Source organism: Dellaglioa sp. CoH-55-MRSF-8 (genome assembly GCF_056782195.1).
The window spans coordinates 131,483-155,366 of sequence record NZ_JBXAYH010000001.1 but is presented as its reverse complement, the minus strand read 5'-3'; the positions used below and the strand labels follow the sequence as shown (position 1 = coordinate 155,366).

The 23,884-nt window shown below is 33.4% G+C and carries 25 protein-coding genes; 8 read left to right on the top strand and 17 right to left on the bottom strand.

The genetic code is table 11. The features are described from left to right. Positions 1 to 23 precede the first annotated feature (23 nt). Entirely contained in the window at positions 24 to 728 is a 705-nt protein-coding gene (locus tag AC1RPW_RS00755; protein ID WP_481761020.1) for a GntR family transcriptional regulator, read from the top strand. Between the two features lie 95 nt (positions 729 to 823). Here AC1RPW_RS00755 and AC1RPW_RS00750 read toward each other — a convergent pair whose 3' ends face one another. Then, the gene (locus AC1RPW_RS00750) at positions 824 to 1,978 is read right to left on the bottom strand and encodes a YhgE/Pip domain-containing protein (RefSeq protein ID WP_481761021.1); all 1,155 of its coding nucleotides are present in this window, start codon (positions 1,976 to 1,978) and stop codon (positions 824 to 826) included. 167 nt (positions 1,979 to 2,145) lie between these two features. On the opposite strand from AC1RPW_RS00750, the gene AC1RPW_RS00745 reads away from it, so the two are divergent. Next, positions 2,146 to 2,793 carry a TetR/AcrR family transcriptional regulator gene (locus AC1RPW_RS00745; protein WP_481761022.1) on the top strand — a complete coding sequence of 216 codons (648 nt, stop codon included), beginning with the start codon at positions 2,146 to 2,148 and terminating at the stop codon, positions 2,791 to 2,793. A 114-nt stretch (positions 2,794 to 2,907) separates the two neighbouring features. Here the strand turns inward: AC1RPW_RS00745 and AC1RPW_RS00740 are convergent, their stop codons facing one another. Then, positions 2,908 to 3,234, bottom strand: a complete 327-nt coding sequence (locus AC1RPW_RS00740; RefSeq protein WP_481761023.1) for a thioredoxin family protein — start codon at positions 3,232 to 3,234, stop codon at positions 2,908 to 2,910. Positions 3,235 to 3,311: 77 nt separating this feature from the next. Next, positions 3,312 to 4,193, bottom strand: a complete 882-nt coding sequence (locus tag AC1RPW_RS00735; RefSeq protein ID WP_481761024.1) for a sulfite exporter TauE/SafE family protein — start codon at positions 4,191 to 4,193, stop codon at positions 3,312 to 3,314. Between the two features lie 182 nt (positions 4,194 to 4,375). Here AC1RPW_RS00735 and AC1RPW_RS00730 point away from each other — a divergent pair, with 182 nt between their 5' ends. Beyond that, positions 4,376 to 5,059, top strand: coding sequence for an MmcQ/YjbR family DNA-binding protein (locus tag AC1RPW_RS00730; RefSeq protein WP_481761025.1), 684 nt, complete (start codon positions 4,376 to 4,378; stop codon positions 5,057 to 5,059). Between the two features lie 129 nt (positions 5,060 to 5,188). Here the strand turns inward: AC1RPW_RS00730 and AC1RPW_RS00725 are convergent, their stop codons facing one another. Together AC1RPW_RS00725 and pfkB are read right to left on the bottom strand one after the other, a co-directional pair. Then, complete coding sequence (locus AC1RPW_RS00725; protein ID WP_481761026.1) at positions 5,189 to 7,117, bottom strand: fructose-specific PTS transporter subunit EIIC; 1,929 nt, start codon at positions 7,115 to 7,117, stop codon at positions 5,189 to 5,191. Beyond that, positions 7,114 to 8,055 (bottom strand): 1-phosphofructokinase, encoded by a 942-nt coding sequence (gene pfkB, locus AC1RPW_RS00720; RefSeq protein ID WP_481761027.1) that lies wholly within the window; start codon positions 8,053 to 8,055, stop codon positions 7,114 to 7,116. Before pfkB ends, AC1RPW_RS00725 begins: the two co-directional genes overlap by 4 nt. Positions 8,056 to 8,177: 122 nt before the next feature. On the opposite strand from pfkB, the gene AC1RPW_RS00715 reads away from it, so the two are divergent. Then, positions 8,178 to 8,924 (top strand): MurR/RpiR family transcriptional regulator, encoded by a 747-nt coding sequence (locus tag AC1RPW_RS00715; protein ID WP_481761028.1) that lies wholly within the window; start codon positions 8,178 to 8,180, stop codon positions 8,922 to 8,924. Positions 8,925 to 9,006: 82 nt separating this feature from the next. On the opposite strand, the gene lacD is transcribed toward AC1RPW_RS00715, so the two are convergent. The 8 genes from lacD to AC1RPW_RS00675 form a co-directional block, all read right to left on the bottom strand. Then, on the bottom strand, positions 9,007 to 9,990 hold the full coding sequence (gene lacD / locus AC1RPW_RS00710) for a tagatose-bisphosphate aldolase (protein ID WP_481761029.1): 984 nt from the start codon (positions 9,988 to 9,990) through the stop codon (positions 9,007 to 9,009). A 171-nt stretch (positions 9,991 to 10,161) separates the two neighbouring features. Beyond that, entirely contained in the window at positions 10,162 to 11,307 is a 1,146-nt protein-coding gene (gene nagA, locus AC1RPW_RS00705) for an N-acetylglucosamine-6-phosphate deacetylase (RefSeq protein ID WP_481761030.1), read from the bottom strand. Between the two features lie 75 nt (positions 11,308 to 11,382). Beyond that, positions 11,383 to 12,234 carry a PTS system mannose/fructose/sorbose family transporter subunit IID gene (locus tag AC1RPW_RS00700; protein ID WP_481761031.1) on the bottom strand — a complete coding sequence of 284 codons (852 nt, stop codon included), beginning with the start codon at positions 12,232 to 12,234 and terminating at the stop codon, positions 11,383 to 11,385. Beyond that, a complete protein-coding gene (gene agaW, locus AC1RPW_RS00695) occupies positions 12,224 to 13,018 on the bottom strand; it encodes a PTS N-acetylgalactosamine transporter subunit IIC (RefSeq protein ID WP_481761032.1) in 795 nt (264 codons plus the stop codon). Before agaW ends, AC1RPW_RS00700 begins: the two co-directional genes overlap by 11 nt. Positions 13,019 to 13,054: 36 nt before the next feature. Next, the gene (gene agaV, locus AC1RPW_RS00690) at positions 13,055 to 13,543 is read right to left on the bottom strand and encodes a PTS N-acetylgalactosamine transporter subunit IIB (protein WP_481761033.1); all 489 of its coding nucleotides are present in this window, start codon (positions 13,541 to 13,543) and stop codon (positions 13,055 to 13,057) included. 22 nt (positions 13,544 to 13,565) lie between these two features. Beyond that, a complete protein-coding gene (locus tag AC1RPW_RS00685) occupies positions 13,566 to 14,735 on the bottom strand; it encodes an AgaS family sugar isomerase (RefSeq protein ID WP_481761034.1) in 1,170 nt (389 codons plus the stop codon). Positions 14,736 to 14,748: 13 nt separating this feature from the next. Continuing rightward, the gene (agaF, locus tag AC1RPW_RS00680; RefSeq protein ID WP_481761035.1) at positions 14,749 to 15,168 is read right to left on the bottom strand and encodes a PTS galactosamine/N-acetylgalactosamine transporter subunit IIA; all 420 of its coding nucleotides are present in this window, start codon (positions 15,166 to 15,168) and stop codon (positions 14,749 to 14,751) included. Between the two features lie 14 nt (positions 15,169 to 15,182). Beyond that, a complete protein-coding gene (locus tag AC1RPW_RS00675) occupies positions 15,183 to 15,908 on the bottom strand; it encodes a GntR family transcriptional regulator (RefSeq protein WP_481761036.1) in 726 nt (241 codons plus the stop codon). 511 nt (positions 15,909 to 16,419) lie between these two features. Between AC1RPW_RS00675 and AC1RPW_RS00670 the strand changes: the two genes are divergently transcribed. Then, the gene (locus AC1RPW_RS00670; protein ID WP_409021786.1) at positions 16,420 to 16,659 is read left to right on the top strand and encodes a hypothetical protein; all 240 of its coding nucleotides are present in this window, start codon (positions 16,420 to 16,422) and stop codon (positions 16,657 to 16,659) included. A 30-nt stretch (positions 16,660 to 16,689) separates the two neighbouring features. Further along, complete coding sequence (locus tag AC1RPW_RS00665; protein ID WP_481761037.1) at positions 16,690 to 18,105, top strand: glycoside-pentoside-hexuronide (GPH):cation symporter; 1,416 nt, start codon at positions 16,690 to 16,692, stop codon at positions 18,103 to 18,105. 50 nt (positions 18,106 to 18,155) lie between these two features. Here the strand turns inward: AC1RPW_RS00665 and AC1RPW_RS00660 are convergent, their stop codons facing one another. Both AC1RPW_RS00660 and AC1RPW_RS00655 read right to left on the bottom strand, forming a co-directional pair. Continuing rightward, positions 18,156 to 18,749, bottom strand: a complete 594-nt coding sequence (locus AC1RPW_RS00660; protein ID WP_481761038.1) for a YdeI/OmpD-associated family protein — start codon at positions 18,747 to 18,749, stop codon at positions 18,156 to 18,158. Between the two features lie 18 nt (positions 18,750 to 18,767). After that, the gene (locus AC1RPW_RS00655; RefSeq protein WP_481761039.1) at positions 18,768 to 19,439 is read right to left on the bottom strand and encodes a YoaK family protein; all 672 of its coding nucleotides are present in this window, start codon (positions 19,437 to 19,439) and stop codon (positions 18,768 to 18,770) included. A 176-nt stretch (positions 19,440 to 19,615) separates the two neighbouring features. Between AC1RPW_RS00655 and AC1RPW_RS00650 the strand changes: the two genes are divergently transcribed. Together AC1RPW_RS00650 and AC1RPW_RS00645 are read left to right on the top strand one after the other, a co-directional pair. Next, a complete protein-coding gene (locus AC1RPW_RS00650; protein ID WP_481761040.1) occupies positions 19,616 to 21,463 on the top strand; it encodes an FAD/NAD(P)-binding protein in 1,848 nt (615 codons plus the stop codon). Positions 21,464 to 21,673: 210 nt separating this feature from the next. Then, positions 21,674 to 22,084 carry a peptide deformylase gene (locus AC1RPW_RS00645; protein ID WP_481761041.1) on the top strand — a complete coding sequence of 137 codons (411 nt, stop codon included), beginning with the start codon at positions 21,674 to 21,676 and terminating at the stop codon, positions 22,082 to 22,084. A gap of 51 nt (positions 22,085 to 22,135) precedes the next feature. Here AC1RPW_RS00645 and AC1RPW_RS00640 read toward each other — a convergent pair whose 3' ends face one another. Then, positions 22,136 to 22,879, bottom strand: a complete 744-nt coding sequence (locus AC1RPW_RS00640; protein ID WP_481761042.1) for an SDR family oxidoreductase — start codon at positions 22,877 to 22,879, stop codon at positions 22,136 to 22,138. Positions 22,880 to 22,988: 109 nt separating this feature from the next. Then, on the bottom strand, positions 22,989 to 23,804 hold the full coding sequence (thiD, locus tag AC1RPW_RS00635) for a bifunctional hydroxymethylpyrimidine kinase/phosphomethylpyrimidine kinase (protein ID WP_481761043.1): 816 nt from the start codon (positions 23,802 to 23,804) through the stop codon (positions 22,989 to 22,991). Between the last annotated feature and the right edge of the window lie 80 nt (positions 23,805 to 23,884).

Sequence of the window (23,884 nt, the reverse complement as noted above, 5' to 3'; positions counted from 1 at the left end):
CATTATTTTAATGGAGGCATGAAATGTTAAAGTATCAAGAAATTGCTGATCAAATTGAGCTTGCAATTAAAAATAAAAATTTGAATCAAGGGACGCAACTCCCTAGTCTAAATGAACTTATTGCCAAATATGCCGTCAGTAAGACGACACTCGTTAAAGCTCTCACAACTTTAGAAGATAAGGGTATTATTTATCAAGTACAAGGTAGCGGAATTTTTGTTCGTCGTCAAAAAAGAGACGGTTACATCGCTCTAATGACGAACATGGGCTTTACAAAAGATTTAGAAAACAGTAAATTATCTACAAAAGTGATTGATTTAAAAGTTGAACTACCCAATGCTGATGTAGCCAGGGAATTAAATTGTGCTCCGGGTGAGGAAGTTTATTTAATAAAAAGAATTCGTTACATCGATAATCAAGTTCTCTGTATTGAGAGATCCTACTATCGAAAAAAACTTGTTCCTTATCTTAATCGCGAAATAATCAGTGAGTCTATTTTTAATTACTTGAAAGAAGTTTTAAAATTAAAAATAGGTTTCTCCGATAAATATTTACGTACAGACACCCTTAAAAAGACAGAATCAACCCTTTTAGAACTACCAGAAAATTCGCCTGGACTCTATATTGATGAACTTTTTTATACAGTAAGCGGTGAACCTTTTGATCTTTCTCAAACTATTTATAACTATAAACATGCTAACTTTTTTATTCAAAGTGGACAAAAATAAAACCATAATTAATAAATTAAAAACCTCAGGGCAATCACTTAAAAAGGTGATTACCCTGAGGTTTTTAATTTATTTCAAGATTCATTTAAAGAATTCTATTTAACTTCCATCTCTTTAATTTTATCGTTAATTTCTTTTTCAACTTTACGATGTTTGGGTGATAATCCTTCGGCAAAAAACAAGACACTACCGATTGCTAAGACATAAGTTAGGCCCATTGTAGAACTGTTCCAGAAAGATGCTCCATAATAAAGAATGCTGCGAGCACCATCATACAAGAAACGCATTGGTAACCATGGAAGAACCCAATCTTGGTAGAATTGAGGTACTAATGGTTGTGCCATTGCCAATAAAGGAATTGAGAAAAATAGTAAGAGGACAAATATAATTACCCCTGGGAAACCAATCCATGTCAATACCCCTGAGAATAACATTATAAAAGCAAAACTTGTAAATGATAAGAACGATGCAATTGTTATAAAATGTGTAAAATCAAATCCTAAAATCCATGTCGCATACGTAGCTGTTGCAAATCCAGTTAAAATTGCAAGTGCTACAGCTGAGATAATGAATGATGATTTAAATGAAAACTTGTGTTTCATTGATTTAAATTCTCTTGAATCTCCAGCGTAGAATAATAATAAACTAATAACCATGCTTGCAATCCAGACGGGTTGGAAGAACGAACTATTCGCTGATGTTAATCCAGCGGTTGAATGTCTAACGGTTGTTTTTACAGTGATTGGGTTATTTAACTTCAATGCAGTCACAGCGGGGACACTCATATTGGCTTTTGCCATATTTGTTAAAATTCCGGCTGAAATACCACCACCAATTTTTGTAACTATTGTTGATAGTGTCGAACCTAAAGTCGTTGACAATGTAGCATTTTTTGCTTCATTTGTTACAACAGTTACATTTGTAACATCTTTTGTTGTTGGATCAGCTAATTTTCCAATTGATGCCGAGAAATCTTTTGGAATTACAATAGCCGCATAATAATGTTGTTTATCCATTGCACTCTTAAGTGCCTTATCACTCTTAACGATATGCCAATCTAACGCCTTATTTTTGCTTCTAGTTAGATTTTCAACGATTTTGTTACCTTGCTTACCACTATCTTCATTAACAATGGCAACAGGTACATCTTTGAGCTCTGATTTTACAGATGGGATTTGCATCACCACCATAATAAATGTAAGTAATACCGAAACTAAAATGGCGAAACCTAAAAATTTATTTTTAAACATAATCATATTCCTCTTTTCTTTTTGAGTGAGCACTCAATCAATTACAAATACGATTATAACCTATCCACAAGTTTAGTCAACCCTAACTTTTAAATATAAACTATCAAAATAATAAGTTTGTCTTTTGTCATCGCTATCAATTGTGTCATAATAGGGCTATAAATAGGATGGTGAATATTATTAAAAATTCTGAATTAAAATTATATGCCAACTCGGATTTATTTAGAGATATAACAGATAAACAAAAACAAATTTTAATCGCCGCAATTGAATTATTCTCAGAAAAAGGCTATGCAAATACAAGTACAAAAGAAATTGCAAAAAAAGCTGGCGTGGCTGAAGGTAATATTTTTAGTAAATATAACAATAAACAAGGCTTACTTAACGCCATTATTGCCCCTGTCATTAAATCCATCTTACCTTCTGCAATGCACGACTTATTAGACGAGTCCATTGATCATTCAAATTTAACTTTGGATTCATTAATTCGTCCTTTGTTAAAAAATAGAATTATTTTTTTGCAAGAAAATGCTAAAGTTCTTAAAATTTTCATTTCTGAACTACTTTATGATAAATCGGTTGTTAAACAGTTATTAGAAAATATTCCCGCCCCATACTGGACGGCACTCAATTCAACTATTGATACACTAAAAGAAAAAAAACTAATTGTCAGTTGGGATAATCTCGAAATTCTTAAGGTTATTTGGTCAACTATAGGTGGTATTGTACTTGGTTATCTTCTTTTTGATCAATCGTTAACAAAAGAAAGTATTGAACATTCAGCAGATGCTCTGATAAACGCACTTAGTGTTTGATAAAAATAAATAATTAAAAATACCCATCGAGTAAACAAGTTACTGTAAAACCTTGTTTACTCGATGGGTATTTTTAATTCAAAGCAGATTATTCATACTAACTAATCTTTTTAATTACGCAGGAATACTATTAATAAATGTTTCTACTTCTTGTTTCGTTTTACGATTTTTATTAACTAAACGTCCTGTTTCTTTACCATTTTCATATGCAATAAAACTTGGAATACCGAAGACACTTAACTCAACAGCTAAGTCCATATTTTCATCTCGATCGACAGCTAAGAATGTGTATTCAGTATATTCTGATTCAATATTAGGCATTTCAGGTTTAATAAAAGCACAATCTGGGCACCATGTTGCAGAAAAAAATAGGATATACTTTCCATCTTTAATTTTATCCATTAATTCACTTACCGTTGTTTCTTTTTCTATACTTTTCATTTTTGCTACCTCCACTAATATGCTTACTTTTTATAAGTATATATCAGATTAGCCATTTTCAATTAAAATATGCTTGCTTATTTATTTTTATCTCTGATTAGTTTAGCTTCTTTATTACCTATATATAGGCTGTATGCAGAATACAATAATACTACAATAACAATCCATTGAATCACACTTGTATTAATATTCTTAACTAAAAGTACCGCAACTAAAACACCTATAATACCAAAAACAGAAAATAAGGTTATTTTTCTAGAATATTGATTGAGTTTTATAAATTGCATACTTCCTATTGGTAAAGAAAATGCACATCCCCCCATCATAATTGGAAATGCAGCAATCGGATCCATTCCCATCGCATAGACAGTTGCCATTGTTAATGAAAATGAGCCTATTCCAATATTATTTAATGCGCCATAAATAAATAATAAAAATCCTGTTACAACTAATTTCCAGCCAAATAGTTCGGTAGCGGTCCCACTAGCAGTGATTAGGCCTAATTTACCAGCGATGATTAACGCGGTTGCAACAAGTAATCCAACGATAACAAATGATCTAATACTATTTTCAGGTAATCTAACAACAAATCTCGGACCAATATAAGCACCCAGCACTTGGCAAATAATACAGACTAGTAACGTCTTAGTACCAACATTGATACTTGTAATATACGCCAGCGACATGACAAATATTGGAATAACATCTTGCGCATTTAACGTACCTGGTAATTTTTTCATAGAAACCCAATTAGCTTTCTGGTATATTGCTGTTGATATGGCAAAATCTGAAATTCCAAAAGTAGAAAAGAAAAAAATAACAATCTGCGATATTGGTGTCCATACTGAACTGGCCGGTTCTTTCATGAAGTCTGATTTATGTCTCATTAAATCACGCATAAAATAACAGATAAATATAAAATTAATAACAATAATTGCCGCAATCAACGTCTTTTGCATGATTAAATCTCCTAGTTAAATGAATCATAATAGTACAGTTTAACTCAATTTATTCCTAGATAAAATAGTCTATATTAATTTTTCTATTTTATACTATATAATTAGTCCTTTAAAGTCTAAAATTAGAAATATAAGGTATGCTACTGTTAATTGTTTATATAATTTATAAAAGGAGATGCACTATGCTAACAGACTTTTTTGCTTATAATTCATTTAGTCATTTGAAACTAAAGGTAGATTCATTGATTCCATATGGTTTTACAAAAACAGCAGAAGAAATCTATAATTATCAAGTTTCAATTCTTAATAATCAATTTATACTAACCGTCTCAATTTCCCCCTCTGAAAAAATTAATACTACTATTATTGATGCTCTAACTAAAGAAGAATATACACTTTATAAAAATCAGTCTGCAACAGGATCATTTGTCAGTTCAATCAGAAAATCAGTGATTGAACAACTGGATTTAATTGTTGCTAGTTGTTTTGAAACTACTCCAGTATTCCAAACTGCTGATTCACAATCTATCATTAATTATGTACAAGAACATTATCAGACCAATCTAGAATTCCTCTGGAAACAGTTTCCAAATGACGCTGTTTTACGTCGATCAGATTCTAAAAAATGGTATGCCGCTTTAATGAAAATTCCAGCAACTAAAATAGGCTTGGATTCCGAGAAATTAGTTGAAATACTTAATATTCGAATGGATCCTGACCTGCTCATCAATAAAATAGACAAAAATCAAATTTTTCCAGGGTACCATATGAATAAAAAACACTGGGTTTCAATTTTATTAAATGGCCAAAATAATTTAGACACTGTTTATTCTTATATTGATACTAGCTATGGACTAGCTAAATAAAAGGCGAACTAAAAAAATCCATTCTAATAGTCAACAAAATTTGAACTTGTTTACTTAGAATGAATTTTCGCTTATCATTAAACACTTGTACTTTTTTAGTATATACGTAGCTTTGTAGCTCAATTTTATCTACTTATTAATATTTTCTTTAAATAGGTTGTATATATCATCAACTGTATTCGATTTTTTTAATTCTTCCACAAATGAGTCATGGACAAGTAATTTCGATGTATTTGATAAATACTGTAAATGCTTTCCATCATCTTTTTCTGGAATTAGAAATGAGATAACTGTATCTACTGGCTGATTATCAAATGTTTCCCATTCAATAGGCTCACGTAATTTAACAATTAGCATTGCTGATTTATTAATCGATTCATCCTGTGCATGAGGTATCGCAATGCCTTTTTCCATCCCTGTCGTTCCCTCAGACTCACGAATCTTATACTTATTTAAAATATAACTTTCATTATTCGTATATCCTAATTTTTTAGCAAAATTTGCTAAAAAATGTAAGAGTTCTTCTTTATCAGAAACGGCTACGTTCAATTCAATGTTTTTTCTTTTCAATATATTATCGAATTCATTTTCATTCATTTTTATATCATTATCTTGCTCTTGTTCAAAGTTGGTATTACTACCTACATTCATCACTAAACTATTATTTTTTTTAGCTTGGCGACCAGCAATAGCGGCTAGTAAGACAGCAGATACAAGTGATCCAATAATAATCCATAATACCCACAGTAATGGTTTATTCACTAACGGTAATACAATAAATCCACCATGTGGAGCCGGTACACTAATTCTAGTTACATAGGTTAAAATCGCAGCAATCGAAGAACCAACCATAAATGCAGGAATATTTAGTAGCGGATTCTTTGCCGCAAATGGAATTGCACCTTCTGTAATATGAGTTGATCCTAATAAAAAGTTAACGTAACCTGCGCTGCGCTCTTTATCTGAGTATGCTTTTTTGTTGAACAGTACAGCAAACCCTGTTGCCAATGGTGGCGCAATACACGCTGCAGAAACTCCTGCCATAAAGAAATAATTTCCCTGTGCTAAAAGAGCTGTTCCGGTTAAATATGCTGCTTTATTAATTGGCCCACCCATATCTGAAGCACACATAATTCCAACAACTAATCCTAATAGAATGGGACTTGAATTTTCTAAACCCTTTAAAAACGTCATCATTCCTTCATTAATTGTTGCCATTGGAACTGATAGATACCAAATAATAGAGCCTGATAAAAATACTCCAATTACAGGTAAAATAAAAATGGCTTTCAGTCCATCTAATGATTTAGGTAGTTTTTTTAATAAGAACTGTAATATTAAAATCGTATACCCTGCTAAAAATCCACCAATTATTCCACCTAAAAATCCCGTTCCATTTGTATATGCTATCATTCCCGTTACAAATCCAACTATCAATCCAGGTCTTTTACCAATAGCCTCAGCTATATAGGCACATAGAATTGGAACCATAAGATTCATTGCAAATCCGCCAATAGTGTTCAATAAATGTGCTATATCGTTATATTGAGGGCTTTTTATGTCTGCTGAATTAATTCCCCAAAAAAATGATACGGCTGTTAACACTCCCCCAGCAACTACTATTGGTAACATATGTGACACTCCATTCATCACGTACACATACATTTTGTGCCAAAATGAGCCAGATAAATTTACTGTTTCTTCATTCGATGAAATTTTTGCTCCTTTTCGATGATAGGTAGGTAAATTATCATCTGTCAATATTTGATCAATTAATACATCTGCCTCTTTCATACCTTTCGTAACTGACACATTTATCATTTTTTTACCATCGAATCGATCAATATCTACATCTTTATCTGACGCAATTATTACACCATCAGCATCATCAATTTCTTGTTGTGAAAACGCATTTTCTATACCACTTTGACCATGAGTTTCAACTTTAATTGATATACCTCTTTTTTTAGCGGCTTGTTCTAAGGCCTCTTGCGCCATGTATGTATGCGCAATTCCTGTTGGACATCCAGTAGCTGCAATTATTTTATATTTTGTCATCTTAATTCCTCCTTAATATTAGATATTTTTACCTGCTTAGTCAGCTCTTTTACATTCGAAAAATCTGTTAACCCTTTTGAAAATGCCGTTGAACTCGCGGCTGCTATACTTTCTCTAAATACTTCTTCTATTTTTTTGTCCCCTATCGCTACCCCTGCTAAAAAAGTTCCCAACATGGTGTCGCCGGCCCCAGCCGTGTTAACAACGGTTCCTTTAGGGACAGTTCCATATAACACAACCTCTTTATTTATAAACATTGCACCACCGCCACCCAATGATAATAAAATATTTTGTGCACCCAATTTAATTAATTCTTTTGAATAAGTTATCAATTCATGTTGAGATAGTTTATGTTCTACGCCAAACCAACTCATTAATTCTTCATCATTTGGTTTTAAAATATAAGGATTATATTTCAATGTATCCAGTACGGTTTGATAACTAGTATCCAAAACTAGCTTATATCCTTTTTCCTGCGCCTGCTTTGCGATACTAATTAAAATTTCTTCAGAGATTCCGTCAGATAAACTACCAGATACAACTAATGTATCCTTTTCATCTAAATTTTGAATCTTATCCATGAACTGATTTATTTCATCATCACTAACATGTGGACCTTTATTTACTAATTTATACTCCGTATCTTGCTGAATTACTCTTGTAAAAACATTAATTCGTGTATTAGCATCGATATGTACAAAATCAGTTTTTATATTGCACCTTGCCAACTCAGACTCAATATACGCATTAGTAAATCCTCCACCAACTCCAATAGCAGTACTTTCTACGCCTTTCTTTTTTAGAATAAAACTAACATTAACTCCTTTACCATTCGCTTGTATTTCATAATTTTCCGTTCTATTAACAATATTTTTTTTCATTTCATCGGTTTGGATAAAAAGATCAATAGCTGGATTCAATGTACATGTATATATCATAATTTTTACCCCTTTCTTCTACCTACCAATACTACATCTGACAGAAATGAAAAGGTTTTCAATATATGATTTTGTATGCTACAATTGAAAATAAACAAACAATCAAGGTGAGGTGACCAGTAATGTCTCTTAGTAACTCCGAAAAGATTCTTTGGCAAGTCATTCAAGATAACCTAGAAGATATTCCGATATTAACAATAACCAACCTTAGCGATTTAGCTCATGTATCAACCGCTACAGTCGTACGAACGCTCAAAAAAAAAGGCTACAGCGGTTATATGGATTTTAAACAATCTATAATTACTAAAGAAAAAGAAAAAAAATATAAGAATATTCAGAATATGGATCACGATATCCAACAAGTCATTATGAAGAATGAACATGAACTTAATAACACACTACGTATGCTTGACGTTAATACCATAGAAAAAACAGTTCAAAAAATTAAACGTTCAAAAAAAATATACATTTTCTCAAGGGGTTTTTCTGAATTAATTGCAATTGAAATGCTAACAAAATTTGAATTATTAAATAAAAATTGTGTCAGTTTTACGGATCCCAATATTATTAAACAAATTAGTCACAGGATTACATATAATAATATTTTAATTATTATTTCATTGAACGGAACTACTGCAGAACTCCTTGAAGGTGCTAAAAATACGTATAAAAATGGAGCCGATATTATTGTATTAACAACCAACAAATTAAGTCCACTTATTAAATATTCAGATTCCGTGTTTATCGGATTTAAATCTGAAATTTCATATTTCCCTGAATTTGAAGTTAAATCTCGTTTACCATTACAGGTAATGAGCCGTATACTTTTAGATTCTTATGCAATTCGAACAAAGAAAGCTAGCAAATAAATTTATTTCACTTCTACTTTTTTTCATTACTAAATCATTAAAAATAAAGAGGCTAAACATGACGTTTAGCCTCTTTATTTTACTATTTTAATACCTTATCAAACCACGATGTAGCAGTACTTTCAAGAACGACATTTAAATCTTCAATATTCTTTTTACCAACTGTGTTCATCCATTCTTTACCTTTTTCTTCACCATCTTTAGCAAATGGTTCGATACCTTTGCTCCATGTTGCACGTCCACAAAGTACACCATTAAATGTTGATTTTGCTTCATGAGCAAATACTAAAGTATCTTGGAATAATTGTGCCGATACACCACCACTTAAGAAAATAAATGGTAATTTGGTTGCATCACTTTGTTCTTTAAATATATCTAATGCTTCTGTCTTAGAATATACCACCTCATTATCGTCGTTAAACCCTTCCACATAATCCATATTGACTGGCACTTCTACTTTAAGTACATCTACTTTATATTCAGGTTTAGAAAATTCTTTCATCATTTCAATAACTTTATGAGGTTTTACTTTAGCATACTCTGAACCTTTAACATCGTCATTAGTTGCATCATAAGAAACCAATTCTAAAAATAATGGCATATCTTCTGCAGCACATTCTGAACCAAGACGCTCCATATATGCATGTTTCATATTATTAATCTCAGCATTTTCGTCTATATCATAATAAAGTAAGAATTTAATAGCGTCAGCGCCCTCTTCTTTAAGACGACGAACTGACCAATCTGGTAATAAGTCAGGTAAGCGACCTGGGGTAGTAACATCATAACCCGTTTTTTCGTATGCAACTAGTAATCCAGTACTTGCATTACGGACCTTTGCTGCTGGAAGACCATATTCTGGATCAAGTAATATTGCTGAAGCGTATGGTGTTAATTCTGATGAAATTACTTTTTTAAATTCAACGATATCTTCTTCATTTGCTGGCTTATTTGCTGCTGCTGCCAACATTTTTTTTAAAGATCCTCGTTGATCAATTGCTAATGCTGCAATTACGCCTTTTTCATTTGAAAGTGCTTTAAGTCCTGCCAATTTATTTGGTGTCATTTTTATTCCGTCCTTTATTATTTTTTTACTTCTCTCATCCACTTATAATTCTATCTTTGAAGAATATGAAAAGGTTTTTAAAATTTCATTTTTTACATACCAATTAAAAATAACTTAACAATCATAAATACCGTTTACTCCGACTAGCTCTTAATAAAGAATCAGTTAATATCATTTTTTATATTTTAAAGTACCATTTAAATATGTTTCCTCAAAATTTAAATCATGATCTAAAACAATGAAGTCAGCATCTCTACCTGCCGCAATACTTCCGCACTTATCATCAATTCCAACGCTTCTAGCGGGCACATAACTAGCCATTTGGATTGCTTCTTCAGGAGTAGAAATATTCCAATCAACAACATTTTTAACTGCTTCCATTAATTTTAAGACACTACCAGCTAAACTTCCTGACTCTAACCTTGCGGCGCCATCTTTAACAACAACTGGGAACTCACCTAATGTATAATTTCCATCAGGCATTGCACCAGCACGCATACAATCAGTTACTAATACAATGTGGTCTGCTCCTTTAACGTTAATTAAAATTTTAGCAGATGCCGGATTAACATGTTGACCATCACAAATTAGTTCATCATAGACACTACTTAATGACATTGCTGCGCCAACCATCCCTGGCTCTCTATGATTAAGTGGGCTCATTCCGTTATACGTATGAACGAAAATAGATGCACCAGATTCTACTGCAGATTTAGCTTGATCAAACGTAGCATCACTATGCCCCAATGCTACTTTGACCCCTTGTTTAGTTAAGGCCTCAGTAAATTCTTTAACACCCTTTCGCTCAGGTGCAATCGCAATTTTTCGAATAAGTCCATGCGCTAATTTTTGCCAATGCTCAAAAATATCTATACTTGGATCTAAAAAGTATTTAGGATTTTGCGCACCTTTGTGTTTTTCAGTAAAAAATGGACCCTCAAAAAAGATACCCTGTATTTTTGCACCACGTACTTCACCATGACGCTTACCAAAGTCAGAAATAACTTCGTTCAACGTTTCTGGAGCTGCCGTCAATGTTGTCGGCAGAAATGAAGTAACGCCACATTCTAATAAACCTTCAGACATCATTTTTGCGCCCTCAAAATCGTTATCCATCACATCATATCCCTTTAAACCATGGACATGTGTATCTACAAGCCCTGGTGCAATCCATTTACCCGTATATTCTTTGATATCACCATCAGGTTTTTCTTGTTGATAATCACCAAATTTACCATCAATAATTGCCAAGTACCCTTCATTTTCAACCGTGTTTTTCAAGAAAAACTTATCTGCATGAATATAATATATTTCCACCAGTAATGCCTCCTATATTATTTTTGTTAAAAAGAAACTAGCCCATTATCCATAGTCTAGTTCCGCAGGCCTCTTCTAGAATAACTTGAAGAATGCACCTACTAAGCCAACAACTACTGTGAGCCCAATCAACATCAATGGAGATTTACCTTTTTTCAACATCCAGTAACAGAAGAATGTATAAAGAAGCGGTAATAATGCCGGCATCACTTTATCAATAACACCTTTTTGTAAATCAATATCAATTTTCCCAGCATGAATCACAACACCAAATTTAAAGTTAACGTATGTTGCAACCAAGGCTCCAACAACAGTTAATCCAACTATCGACGCAGCACGTGATATTTTTTTTGTATTTTCCTTCATACTCGAAATAGCACGAGTACCAGTTCTATACCCATAATTCATTAACCAGAATAGTAACCCAAAATGCACTGCATTAAAGACAACAAGGAATAAGATCGGTCCAAGTGGATTTCCATTCATTGATAATGAAACCCCAACTCCGGCTGTAATAGGTAGCAACGTTAACCAGAACATCGCATCCCCAATACCACCTAAAGGTCCCATCATTGCTACTTTGATACCACGAATAGTTGATCTATTTTCTTTATTTTCTTCCATTGCTAAAATAACACCTTGAACAAATGTTACTAAAAATGGATGTGTATTAAAAAATTGTAAATGATCAAGCATTGCATATGAGAAATCTTCTTTATCTTTATGAATTTTTTTCAATCCAGGAATTAAACTATAAGTCCACCCACCACCTTGCATACGTTCATAATTAAATGAAGCCTGTAAAAGTAGTGAACGCCAAACCATTTTGTTTAAATCTTTTTTTGTAATTACCTTTTCAACAGTAGGATCGTTATAAGTATCTGGGATCACAACATCATTGCGATCAAATTTCTTTTTAGATGCCATCACTATAGTCCTCCTCTTCATTAACTGTTACGGTTGCTACTTTTTTTCCACCATTATCAGATTTTGCTCCACCAATAAAGAAATCATAAGCAGCGATTGAAATACCAATGATTGCGACTCCTAAGATTGGTAAGTTACCATATGCTGCAACAACAAATCCAATTGCGAAGAATGGTGCGTACGCTGTCTTCCACATAATTTTTAACAACATGGCAAATCCAACAGCTGGCATAATACCACCGGCCGTACTTAATCCTGTTAAGATCCATGCAGGAACGGCTTCAACCATTCCTTGCGCTTTACTTGCACCGAGGAAGATTGGTAAGAACGCCATAATGAAGTAGAAAACAAACAAGATTAGCGGACCCATGTAGTTCAATCGATCAATTTTCTTATCATTACCTTCCATCGCGTATTCATCCATTTTATGCATAACTGGTGAGTAAGCTGTAAATAGTAATGTAACTAAACCTTGTACGGCAACTGCAAATGGTACGGCAATACCAACTGCTAATGTTGGTGTTTGATGAGCAATAATTGCAAATGCGGTTCCCATAATTCCACCAATAACAACATTAGGTGGCTGTGCTCCAGCAAGTGGAACCATTCCAGCCCAAACTAATTCTAATGTACCACCAACAATTAAGCCGGTTTGAAAATCTCCTAATATTAGACCAACTACTGCACCAGTAACGATTGGTCTATGAATATGTGTTAAACCACTATACATATCGATACCGGCAATACCAGCCCATAGTCCAATTAATAACGCTTGTACTAACATATAAATTTCCTCCTTTTTATTATTATATTTACGTTTTTAATATTCTTTCAGTAAGCGCATCATATCTGATGCCTTTTCATTCGGAATACCTTGAACCTCTAGTTCAACACCCAAATCATGCATTTTATTGAATGCTTGAACATCGGTATCATCGACTGAGATAGTTGCCGATAATTGTTTCTTCCCTTCTGAAAAATGTAAATTACCAATATTTACTTTCTTAATTGGGACACCTCCTTCAATAATTTTAGCCATGTCTTCTGGCGTACGAACAACTAATAATATTTTTTGTTTATCCGAGGCTTTACCAATAATACGAATCGTTTTTTTAATATCGAAAAAGCGGATTCCAACAGTTTCAGGAATAACCATCTCCATTAAACTTTGCTGTACATCATCTTTAGAAACCTCATCATTCGCAACTACAACTAGATTAGCGTCAATCGTATTAACCCATGTCATACCAACCTGTCCATGAACAAGTCTGTTATCAATTCTTGCAAGTAAAATGTTTGGTGTTGTCATAATAAATTCCTCCTTGAAATTTTTATTTATAGGCATGTAAAGTTACACCTTTAACTACACGATTTACGGTACCGCTTGGTGAAGGTGTATCTGGTGTGTTTCCCACTTTTACTGAACTTAATAATGAAATAGTTTGCGCATACATAACATCAGCAAGAGCCAGATATCCTTCTGGTAAAAGGGCATCTCCTGATTCAAATGTGAAACGATCACCACTAAAGTTATTCTGTCCCTCAATATCAATCCCAATTACTTTAGCGGCAATTTTATCTCCACTCACTTCTTCTAAAATATCAATATCGTATTGACGTGTATATTCTTGATTGTTAACAAATACAAAAACTAATGTTTTCTCGTTGACGAACGATTTAGGTCCATGTCGGAACCCCATTGAAGAATCAAACATTGTTGTTAGCTTACCTGCCGTTAGTTCAAGAATTTTCAACTGTGCCTCTCTTGTTAATCCCGATAAACTTCCGGACCCAAGATAGACAACCCGATCAAATTCCATATCAATAACAGCTTTTATTTCAGCTTCACGTTTAATCACTTCATGACCCATTGCAATAATAGTCTCAACATATTTTTCTTTAATATCCTTACGTGTTGTATCAAAAATTAATAACGCTGAGAGTGACATACAACTGTATGATCCAGTCATTGCAAATCCCTTATCATTAGACAGCGCAGGCATCATCAATAACAAATTACGTTCGTCATCTTTTGTACCAACAGCAAGTTTCCCTTCCGGAGCACAAGTAATTGTAATTTGATATAAATTTTTAATTATTTTTCTTGAAATTTCAACAGCGGCAACACTTTCAGGACTATTACCACTCCTAGCAAACGAAACTAAAATAGTCGTAGCATCTGGTACTAAATAATCATATGGTGCAGATACGATATCGGTTGTTGGAATACTTTCAAACTGATAATTTGCACGATCCCCGTGGTTACTTAAGTATGGTGTTACAGTATCACCAACATAAGCGGATGTTCCTGCTCCTGTAAAAATGACCCGAATCAACCCGTTCGAGGTAGATTTAACTGATTTTAAAAATGTCTTTATTTCGTCTGACTTTTCACTAAAATTATTAAATGCCTCAGTCCAAAGTTCAGGTTGTTGTTTAATTTCACCTGTTGTAATATTTGCGCCCATTATTTCCAACTCTTTTTCATTCTTCTCAAACATATTAAGCTCTCCTTTAGATGCCATTATCATCTATTTCTACTCTTTTTTTTGTTTCAAATTGCATAATACCTTTTTTACCAGCATCCAGTGCTTTCTCCATAAACGCGCTCATGTTCAAATCCCGGTTAAATAACATATCTAATAACATCGGTATATTCGATCCTGTTAAAACGCTTACATTATTATGCAGTAATTTTATTTTAACTGCTTCATTAAATGGTGTTCCTCCAGGAATATCAGTAAAGAAAACTATTCCATCTAAGCCGTTTAATTTGTTAAGCGCTTTCATATAGTCGCCGCTTAAATCTTCCGCGGTCATTCCTTGTATAAAATCACAAAGAATAAAATTTTCTTGTTGTCCGGCAATAAGTTCAATATTTGATCCCATTCCAGTTGCAAAGTTCCCATGTCCAGCTACTACCATACCAATCATATAATTATCCTCCCTTATTTATTGTGTCGAATATGATAAGTAAATTTATCACCCCTCGCAATACTCAACGTAAATTCAATTACTTCATTTTTTGTGTTATACGTCGTTCGCTCTAATTTAAGAACAGGTGCACCTTCATAAAAATTTAATAAAGTTGCATCATTGCCTGCCATAACACCTGCTGTTAAAGATTCATCAGCCGTTTTTACAATCTGGTTATAATCATCTAAAAAAATGACATACATCGCTTGCTTATTTAATGTCTCCACAGTTAAAGAGGGAAATTTAGCATACGGTAAGTAAGTTCTCTCTAACATCATTGGTTCATCTGATGCAAGTCTTAATCGTTTTAATTTAATTACCTTGGTACCAACTTCAACTTTTAAACCTTGAGCAATAAACTCATTAGCACTAATAACATCAAAGCTAATTATTTTACTACTCGGTTCTTTATCAAGGGAAACCATTTGTTCTGTAAAACTAAACGTTCCCCCTAAATCAGTCTTAATTTTAGCGATATTCGACACAAATGTTCCTTTACCATGTTGGCGATATACATAACCCATTAGTTCTAACTCATTTAGTGCTGTTCGGACAGTCGTACGACTCATATCGTAAGCAATAGATAAATCACGTTCAGACGGTAATTTATCATTCACCTTTAGATTCTTTTCAATTTCTTCTTTTAGCGTATCTACTAATTGATCATAGAGTGGACGCTCATAATTACCGTTTAACATTACTTTTCCCCCAAGTGGTTACTACCACATACATAATATATTATTTTTAAAACTCTTTGTCAATAGTTATTTTTATATTAACTATTATTAAATCATTTGTATTTTCAACATTGGTACCTACCATTAATCATGTTTTTTAATTCCCCCCTTCTAAAGTAATCATATTTCACTTTAAAGTTATAGATTATTAGCGACACACTACTTCGCTGTATAAAATTATCGTGACCGATATGACTTGCTTTCTAATTATATCAATTAAGCATAACTTTTATTTATTAGATTCTAAACTCATATAAATTCTTTCTACAATAAATACGTAAGGGTACTAAAAAGTTACTTTAGTCTAAATAATATACATCTAAAATAAAACGTTTACATTTTAGTAAAAGTTTAGTAAAATGTAGTTGTTAACTAAAAGAATGCGTTTTCACGTTTATTATTTTTATGTTTTGCTATTATGAATAACAATTTCTTTTACCAAAAATCTATTATATAGGAAGAGGTCATTAGAATGGATACAAATAAATTAACGATTGATGCCGAACGATTTGCAGCTGCAATTATTGCCGGAAATCCTAAGCAAACAAATGAAGATAACAAGATATATATTAAACGTCAATTGACGTTATACCTTGAATCAGTTTTGTTAGTTAATGATTTTAATTCTTTAGAAGAAAACCAATTAGGTTCTGCTAAAGAAAAACAACGTCAAGCAATTTTAGATAAGATTATCGAACACAGATATAACTAATTTTAACTACACTCGAAAGGAATTAAACTAATGAAAAATTCTAAAGATTTTAAACAATATGCTTCATATGCCTTTGGTGCATTTGGACATGATGCCTTTTATGCAACACTTAGCACTTATTTTATGATTTTTATTACAAGTCAATTATTCGTTACAAAGGATGCTGGTTTCAACGCTAAAATGATTGGTTACGTCACAACTATGATGGTTGTTATTCGAATTGTTGAGATCTTTTTTGATCCTTTAATTGGTGGCGTTATTGATAATACTCGTACTCGTTGGGGGAACTTTAAACCATGGTTACTAATCGGTTCAATTGTCAGTTCAATTGGATTAATCCTTATTTTCACTGATTTTGGTGGTTTAGCTACAAGCAATCCTTATCTTTACTTAATTCTTTTTGCCATTGTTTATATCATTCTAGATAGTTTCTATTCATTTAAAGATATTTCATTCTGGTCAATGTTACCAGCTCTAAGTGTCGAATCAGAAAAACGGACTAAATTTGGAACAATTGCTCGTTTTGGTTCAACATTAGGTGCTCAAGGTGTTATTATCGTTATCGTCCCAATCGTTGTCTTCTTTTCAAAAATGTTCTCAGGTACAACTGGTAATACACAAACAAAAGCAGGTTGGTTAGGTTTTGCTATTGTTATCGGTTTGGTTTCATTCTTAGGTGCTTTAGCAACTATTTTAGGAACTAAGATTGAAAAAAATGCAATTCGTGAAAATACTGAAAAAGTTCGTTTCCGTGATGTTTTCAAAGTTATCGGTAAAAATGATCAGTTAATGTGGTTATCATTATCATATTTCCTTTTCGCTTTTAGTTATGTTATTACAAATTCACTTTTGATTTACTACTTCAATTATGTTTTAGGTAGTGCAGCTGCATTTACTACTGTTGGTGTTCTAACAGCAGTCTTAGGAATTATTTCAGTTTCATTGTTCCCAACTTTAGTTGCATTGGTTCATCGTCGTGCTATCTACCTTGGCGGAATCGCTGTCATGCTATTGGGTTACATTCTCTTCCTATTTGCTGGTACTAACCTTGTTGTTGTCTTAATTGCTGTTGGCTTATTCTTCTTCCCATATCCACTTGTTTTCTTAGCAGCATTGATGACAATTACGGATAGTGTTGAATACGGTCAATTAAAGAGTGGAACACGTAATGAATCTGTTACTTTAGCAGTTCGTCCTTTGTTGGATAAATTAGCTGGTGCCTTCGCTAATGGTGTTGTTGGTTTTGCCGCAATCCAAGCTGGTATGACAGGTAGTGCTAAACCAAGCGATATTACAAACAGTGGTTTACTACAATTCAGAATGTACATGTTCTTCGTTCCAATGGCCTTAATAATTGTTGCTGCTCTTATCTTTATGTCAAAAATTAAATTGACTGAAGCTAAACATGCTGAAATCGTTACAGAATTAAAAAAGAAATTAGATTAATATAATTAAAAAAACAGCGATCAGATAAAATCTGGTCGCTGTTTTGCTGTCTAATCGTTAAGTCCTTTACCATCAAGAATTTTCGGAATATATTTAATAATTCTAGCCTCACGCGTTTCTGTTTTTTTAGCATCTGCAAAATAACGTGCATACGTTTTTTGACGTCCAAGCGTTAACGTTTCAAAAAATTCTTCCAATTCTGGCATTTCATTCATTTTTTTCTGGAATTCCACTGGCAACACTAATTCAGTTGGTTTACCCTTAGGAACCTTTAACCCAGCCTTTTCTGCATTAATTGCTTGTTGAATGTAATCACTTATCTCTACTTTTAAATCAGTAACATCTTTTAAGCTATGAAATCTAATTTGGCGACCAACCTCAGTATGTTCGCCCGTTGGAACTAAAATACCCTTACCATCATCAATCAGAGTTCCTTTTAAGAAAAGTAATGCCATATACTCTTTAAATCCTTGAATTAAGACAATATTTTTACCATTTAGTGTATAACAAGGTTTGCCCCATTTAAATTCTTCAGTCAGTCCCGTTTCGAGTGCAAGTTCTCTTAACTGTGTCATTTCTTCTTTCCATTGTGTTGCTTTTTCTAAGTGTAAATCAACTTTTGGATTCTTTTTAATTTCTGTCATTGTCTTAACCCCTTTATTTTATAATCTTTTTTCTGGATTTAATTGTAGCCCAATCAATGAACATAACAAGAAAAATGCAGCTAATAATATCGTTTTAGTTCCCATTATCGGTACCATAGCACCCATAGAAATTGCGCCAAAAAGAAATGCTAAGACGACACCCAACATCCGCCAACCTTTAGCCATTGCGATTATATTACCTTTAACAATTCCGTCATAAAAACTTTCAGCCATTGTCCTCAAATTACCCGTCATCATAAATGACGTAAAAGGTCCTCCGTTGATTTGTCTAAATTCTTGAAGTTGAGCTGCTGCAACCATTGAAATGATTCCTGTAGATAACTGTGCTGGCCAATTTCTTGGAATAAATGCAACAATAATTAAAAGGATCGTCTCAATACCGATAACAAATCGTTGTCGTTTATTAATTGAATCTTCTTCTTTAAATCGATGTTGCAGATTTCTAGTTATAATAATACCAATCATAAAAGCAAAAATTGGAATCAGATGATCGAATATGGCCCCCCATTTCATTTGGCCCATATCAATACCTAATATAATTAAATTTCCGGTTTGCATACCAGCGAAAACACCATCATGTACGATATAGGTATACGCATCAAATCCCCCGCCGGCAAATATTAATCCAGCGAACAGTACCCTATCCAATAGTGACATTGGTTTTTTCATCAAATCCTTCTTTCAGATTGTACTTAAAATATTCTTTCAAATTAAGTATACTAAATTATCAGAAGTTAACAAGAATATACGATTAATTTTTACTATTAAAGACGTTATCAAGCGATTTTTTCTGTTTTAAAGTTTATAATGAAATTAGTTTTTATAAGACAAGGGAGATTACTTTTATGCATTTAGCCATTATTGGTGCCGGACCACGAGGTCTGATTACACTTGAACGACTCATTGCTTGGCAACAAGCAGATCCTTCAAATTCACCACTTACTATTGATTTATATGATCCATATGGTGTTGGTGGGCGCGTATGGTCACCAACTCAACCACACGAATTAATCATGAATACCGCAGCTCAACAAATTAGTTTATTCTATGGAACAAGCGTCCAATCTATTGGTCCAGTTATCCCAGGACCAAACATTTTCGAATGGGCTCAATCTGATGCTCATGATTTTATCGAAATAAATAATTATTCAGCGGATTTTTTAACTGAAATTAAAGATTTACATCCAAACGATTATGCAACAAGAGCACTTTTTGGTGTTTATATCCAATGGTACTACGCTGAATTACTTAAACGTGCCTCTAACAATATCACAATTAATTTGAATAAAAGTACGGTTACACAAATTTCAAAAAAAGCTGATCAATTTGAAATCACAACCGCCTTACCTTCAGTTAGCATCGTTGACTATGTCGTAATGTCTTTAGGTAATCTTGAAAATGAATTATCTGTCGGACAAAAAAGATTTGATACATTCGCTACAGAAAACAAGTTAACTTATGTTTTACCAGGCTTTCCAAATGAAACAAAACTAGATCATATCACGCACGAAGATACTGTTATTTTACGTGGCTTAGGTCTTAGCTTCTTTGATTTAGTGACCCGTTTGACTGTAGGCCGTGGTGGTCTATTTAAGCGATTAGAGAACGGGCAACTACAATATCAAGCAAACGGTAACGAACCTCACATTGTGGCAGGTTCGCGTCGTGGATGGCCTTATCATGCCAAAGGGGATAATCAAAAATCACCCGGCGAAGAAACTCAAGCTCATTTTTTAACGGCGGCTAAAATGGCAGTTTTCATGGAAAATGGTACCGTTTCTTTCAATGAATTTTGGACCTTATTAAGTCATGACGTTGAATATCAATATTATTCATTACTTGTCGCACAGAATTATCCAAAAATCGATTTAACAAAATTCCAATTAGCTTTCTTAAAAGATCCTAAAGTAACCGTTGAGCGATCAATTATTCTTGAAGAAGATCGCTTTAATTGGGATCATCTAGGAAATCCAATGACTAAAAAACCTAATGAAGATTTCAAAGCCGTTATGTTAGACCATTTACAAAAAGATGCAGTAGATGCAAAATTAGGTACTAAGACCGGACCATTGACCAGTGCTCTTGAGGTTTTACGTGACTTACGTCTTCCGGTTAGACAATTAATTGATAACCGTCTCTTAACAGATGATGACTATTTAACTAACTTCTTAGGCTGGTTTAATTCATTAAATAACTTTTTAACAATCGGGCCTCCTACCATTAGAGTTGAACAATTACGGGCACTCGTTGAAGCTGATGTTGTTACACTATTAGAACCTGGAATGGTCGTCGATACTAAAGATCATCAATTTGAAACATATAGTGCAAACCAACCAGATCAACGCTACTTAGCAACAACTCTAATTGAAGCACGCGTTCCTGCTGTTCATGCGACAACAGCAACAAGTCCTTTAATAAAACAGTTACTCGATACAAAAATCGCCAATCCTTTAATTTTAAATCCAACTAAAGGTGATTCTGTTATAGATGGCGCAGTCAACGTTGACCCTGTCAGCAATTTATTACTAGATGAGCATAAGACACCGCAACCTGGTTTATACTTCTGGGGTGTTCCGACTGATGGTGTTCATTGGCTAACAGCTGCAAGTCCAAGACCTTTTGTAAATGATGTTAGTTTACGCACAGCTAATGATATTGTTAAAGCTATTTTTACAGAAGAGTCACATAAATAATAATTAAAAAAGTGAATCATACCCTATATTGAGAATAGAGTATGACTCACTTTTTTAATATCTTTTACCTATTAAATTGACGTTAATTAATCCTAAAATAATAATTTTCTACTTGAGGATAACATTATATTCTAAATCATGATAAAATCATTAACTAGATATCCATCAACATTTCTTTATTAATTATGCTACTTAAATCAAAGGAGAAAAATGATAAAATCAATTATGCACGATGAAATATTTCTCGCACAAAAAGCTGAGATTGCAACTAAAAATGATGGCTCAATCGTAACCGATTTATTAGATACATTAGAAGCAAATAAAGAGGTTTGTGTTGGAATGGCTGCCAATATGATTGGTGTGAATAAACGAATTATCGTTTGCCAATTTGGTAATCTAAATGTTCCCTTTATTAATCCTAAGATTACAAAAAAATCTGGACGTTACAACGTCAATGAAGGTTGCCTTTCGTTGACTGGCGAACGTCCAGCACAACGATATGATTCCATTACAGTTGATTATTTAGACAAATCATTTCAACCACAAACCCAAAAGTTTTCAGGTTGGATGGCACAAATCATTCAACACGAAGTCGATCATTGTGAAGGTATTATCATCTAAATGAAAAAATCTCGAGAAAATAAATTCTCGAGATTTTTTTATTATTTAAATTTAAGCTTGAGCAGTTGGATAAATCGTAAATTCATTAACATTAACTTCTTCTGGTTGATCAATGGCAAACTTAACCACGCGTGCAATTGCGACCGGATCAATTCCAACTTGTTCATAAAATGACGACATCCCTGAAAGGGTTTGTTCATCCGTAATAGTATTTAATAATTCTGTGTTAATTGCTGCTGGATATAAGGTTGATGTTCTTATATTTGTTTTTTCCATAGCACTTTCTGTCCTTAGAACTTCCATTAAATTACGGACAGCAAATTTTGTTGCGCCATAAACACCTGCATCTGGGAATGATTTAATGCCTGCAACAGATGATGTTGTAATAACATGTCCATGTTTTTGTTCAATAAATATAGGCAACACTGCAGCAATTCCGTTCAATACACCTTTGATATTGATATCAATCATATCATCCCATTCATCCGTTTTTAAAGCCGATAAGGGCGAGTTAGGCATGATTCCAGCATTATTGAATATAACATCTATCCCACCAAAAGTTTCTTGTGCTAAAGTAACTAAATTCTTAACGTCACTTGCCTTAGTGACATCAGTAACGGCATATGTTGCCTGACCACCATTCTTTTTAATTTCTTCAACAATCTTTGCTAACTTAGCTTCACGACGAGCACCTAAAACGACTTTAGCCCCACCTTCAGCTAACATTCTGGCCGTTGCTTCACCAATACCACTTGATGCTCCTGTAATAACAACAACTTTATTTTCTACTGACATATCATTATCCTCCAATTTAATTAGTATGTTTACATTACTCTTTAAAGTGCACTCTAAGTCAACAAAAAAAGACTCATTTTTATACAAAATAAAAGTGAGTCTCTAGTACCTATTTATTTAAACGGTAAGCAGCGTGATATAAAGGGCCTACGTATTCATTAAATGCAAAACCTGATTTAATTCCAGCAGTTACAAAATCTTTTGCTTTATAGACAGCTTCTTTAACTGACAATCCGTTTGCAAGGCCCGCAGTTATGGCCGCTGCAAATGTACATCCTGCTCCATGATTATAAGCAGGCGTTATCTTTTCAGTTTCTAAAACCTCAAATTGAGTTCCATCATAAAATAAATCAAGCGCCTTTTCACCCTTAAGAGCTTTACCGCCTTTAACAACGACATTTTTTGCACCTAACTCATGAATCTTAATAGCTGCTTGTTTCATGTCGTCAAGTGATTTCAAAGTTCCCATTCCAGATAAAACACCAGCTTCAAACAAATTAGGCGTTGTGACTGTCGCAATTGGGATCAATAAATCACGGATAGCATCAGCTGCTTCTGGATTTAATACTTCATCTTCACCTTTACAAACCATAACAGGATCAATCACAACATTCTTAATCTCTTTTTCTAAAATGCTTTCACGAGCTACTTCTGTAATTGCAACACTACCAAGCATCCCTGTTTTCATTGCAGCAATATCTCCGCCGGCACCTGTCGTTTTCAACTGTGCTTTTACTAATTCAGCATCCATAACAGTTACGTTATGTGCCCATCCAGCATCTGGATTCATGGTAACAATTGAAGTTAGCGCAACCATACCATAAGTTCCAAACTCTTCAAATGTTTTCAAATCTGCTTCCATACCAGCGCCACCACTTGCGTCGCTACCAGCAATTGTTAAAACCTTAGGAATTATTTTCGTCATTACTAATCTCCCTTTTATTGGATGATTTATTTTTAAATTAATATTATTTTATCATACGCCTTGTTATAAACAGCGATACT

Bases quoted from the DNA above. Each gene is read 5' to 3' on its own strand.
- AC1RPW_RS00725 (WP_481761026.1), bottom strand. From the start codon at position 7,117: ATGACAAAATATAAAATAATTGCAGCTACTGGATGTCCAACAGGAATT.
- AC1RPW_RS00755 (WP_481761020.1), top strand. From the start codon at position 24: ATGTTAAAGTATCAAGAAATTGCTGATCAAATTGAGCTTGCAATTAAA.
- AC1RPW_RS00750 (WP_481761021.1), bottom strand. From the start codon at position 1,978: ATGTTTAAAAATAAATTTTTAGGTTTCGCCATTTTAGTTTCGGTATTA.
- AC1RPW_RS00700 (WP_481761031.1), bottom strand. From the start codon at position 12,234: ATGGCATCTAAAAAGAAATTTGATCGCAATGATGTTGTGATCCCAGAT.
- agaW (WP_481761032.1), bottom strand. From the start codon at position 13,018: ATGTTAGTACAAGCGTTATTAATTGGACTATGGGCTGGTATTGCCGGT.
- AC1RPW_RS00685 (WP_481761034.1), bottom strand. From the start codon at position 14,735: ATGTTTGAGAAGAATGAAAAAGAGTTGGAAATAATGGGCGCAAATATT.
- AC1RPW_RS00675 (WP_481761036.1), bottom strand. From the start codon at position 15,908: ATGTTAAACGGTAATTATGAGCGTCCACTCTATGATCAATTAGTAGAT.
- AC1RPW_RS00665 (WP_481761037.1), top strand. From the start codon at position 16,690: ATGAAAAATTCTAAAGATTTTAAACAATATGCTTCATATGCCTTTGGT.
- AC1RPW_RS00745 (WP_481761022.1), top strand. From the start codon at position 2,146: ATGGTGAATATTATTAAAAATTCTGAATTAAAATTATATGCCAACTCG.
- AC1RPW_RS00740 (WP_481761023.1), bottom strand. From the start codon at position 3,234: ATGAAAAGTATAGAAAAAGAAACAACGGTAAGTGAATTAATGGATAAA.
- agaV (WP_481761033.1), bottom strand. From the start codon at position 13,543: ATGACAACACCAAACATTTTACTTGCAAGAATTGATAACAGACTTGTT.
- thiD (WP_481761043.1), bottom strand. From the start codon at position 23,804: ATGACGAAAATAATTCCTAAGGTTTTAACAATTGCTGGTAGCGACGCA.
- AC1RPW_RS00650 (WP_481761040.1), top strand. From the start codon at position 19,616: ATGCATTTAGCCATTATTGGTGCCGGACCACGAGGTCTGATTACACTT.
- AC1RPW_RS00660 (WP_481761038.1), bottom strand. From the start codon at position 18,749: ATGACAGAAATTAAAAAGAATCCAAAAGTTGATTTACACTTAGAAAAA.
- lacD (WP_481761029.1), bottom strand. From the start codon at position 9,990: ATGACACCAAATAAATTGGCAGGACTTAAAGCACTTTCAAATGAAAAA.
- AC1RPW_RS00655 (WP_481761039.1), bottom strand. From the start codon at position 19,439: ATGAAAAAACCAATGTCACTATTGGATAGGGTACTGTTCGCTGGATTA.
- agaF (WP_481761035.1), bottom strand. From the start codon at position 15,168: ATGATTGGTATGGTAGTAGCTGGACATGGGAACTTTGCAACTGGAATG.
- AC1RPW_RS00735 (WP_481761024.1), bottom strand. From the start codon at position 4,193: ATGCAAAAGACGTTGATTGCGGCAATTATTGTTATTAATTTTATATTT.
- AC1RPW_RS00670 (WP_409021786.1), top strand. From the start codon at position 16,420: ATGGATACAAATAAATTAACGATTGATGCCGAACGATTTGCAGCTGCA.
- AC1RPW_RS00730 (WP_481761025.1), top strand. From the start codon at position 4,376: ATGCTAACAGACTTTTTTGCTTATAATTCATTTAGTCATTTGAAACTA.
- AC1RPW_RS00640 (WP_481761042.1), bottom strand. From the start codon at position 22,879: ATGTCAGTAGAAAATAAAGTTGTTGTTATTACAGGAGCATCAAGTGGT.
- AC1RPW_RS00645 (WP_481761041.1), top strand. From the start codon at position 21,674: ATGATAAAATCAATTATGCACGATGAAATATTTCTCGCACAAAAAGCT.
- AC1RPW_RS00715 (WP_481761028.1), top strand. From the start codon at position 8,178: ATGTCTCTTAGTAACTCCGAAAAGATTCTTTGGCAAGTCATTCAAGAT.
- pfkB (WP_481761027.1), bottom strand. From the start codon at position 8,055: ATGATATATACATGTACATTGAATCCAGCTATTGATCTTTTTATCCAA.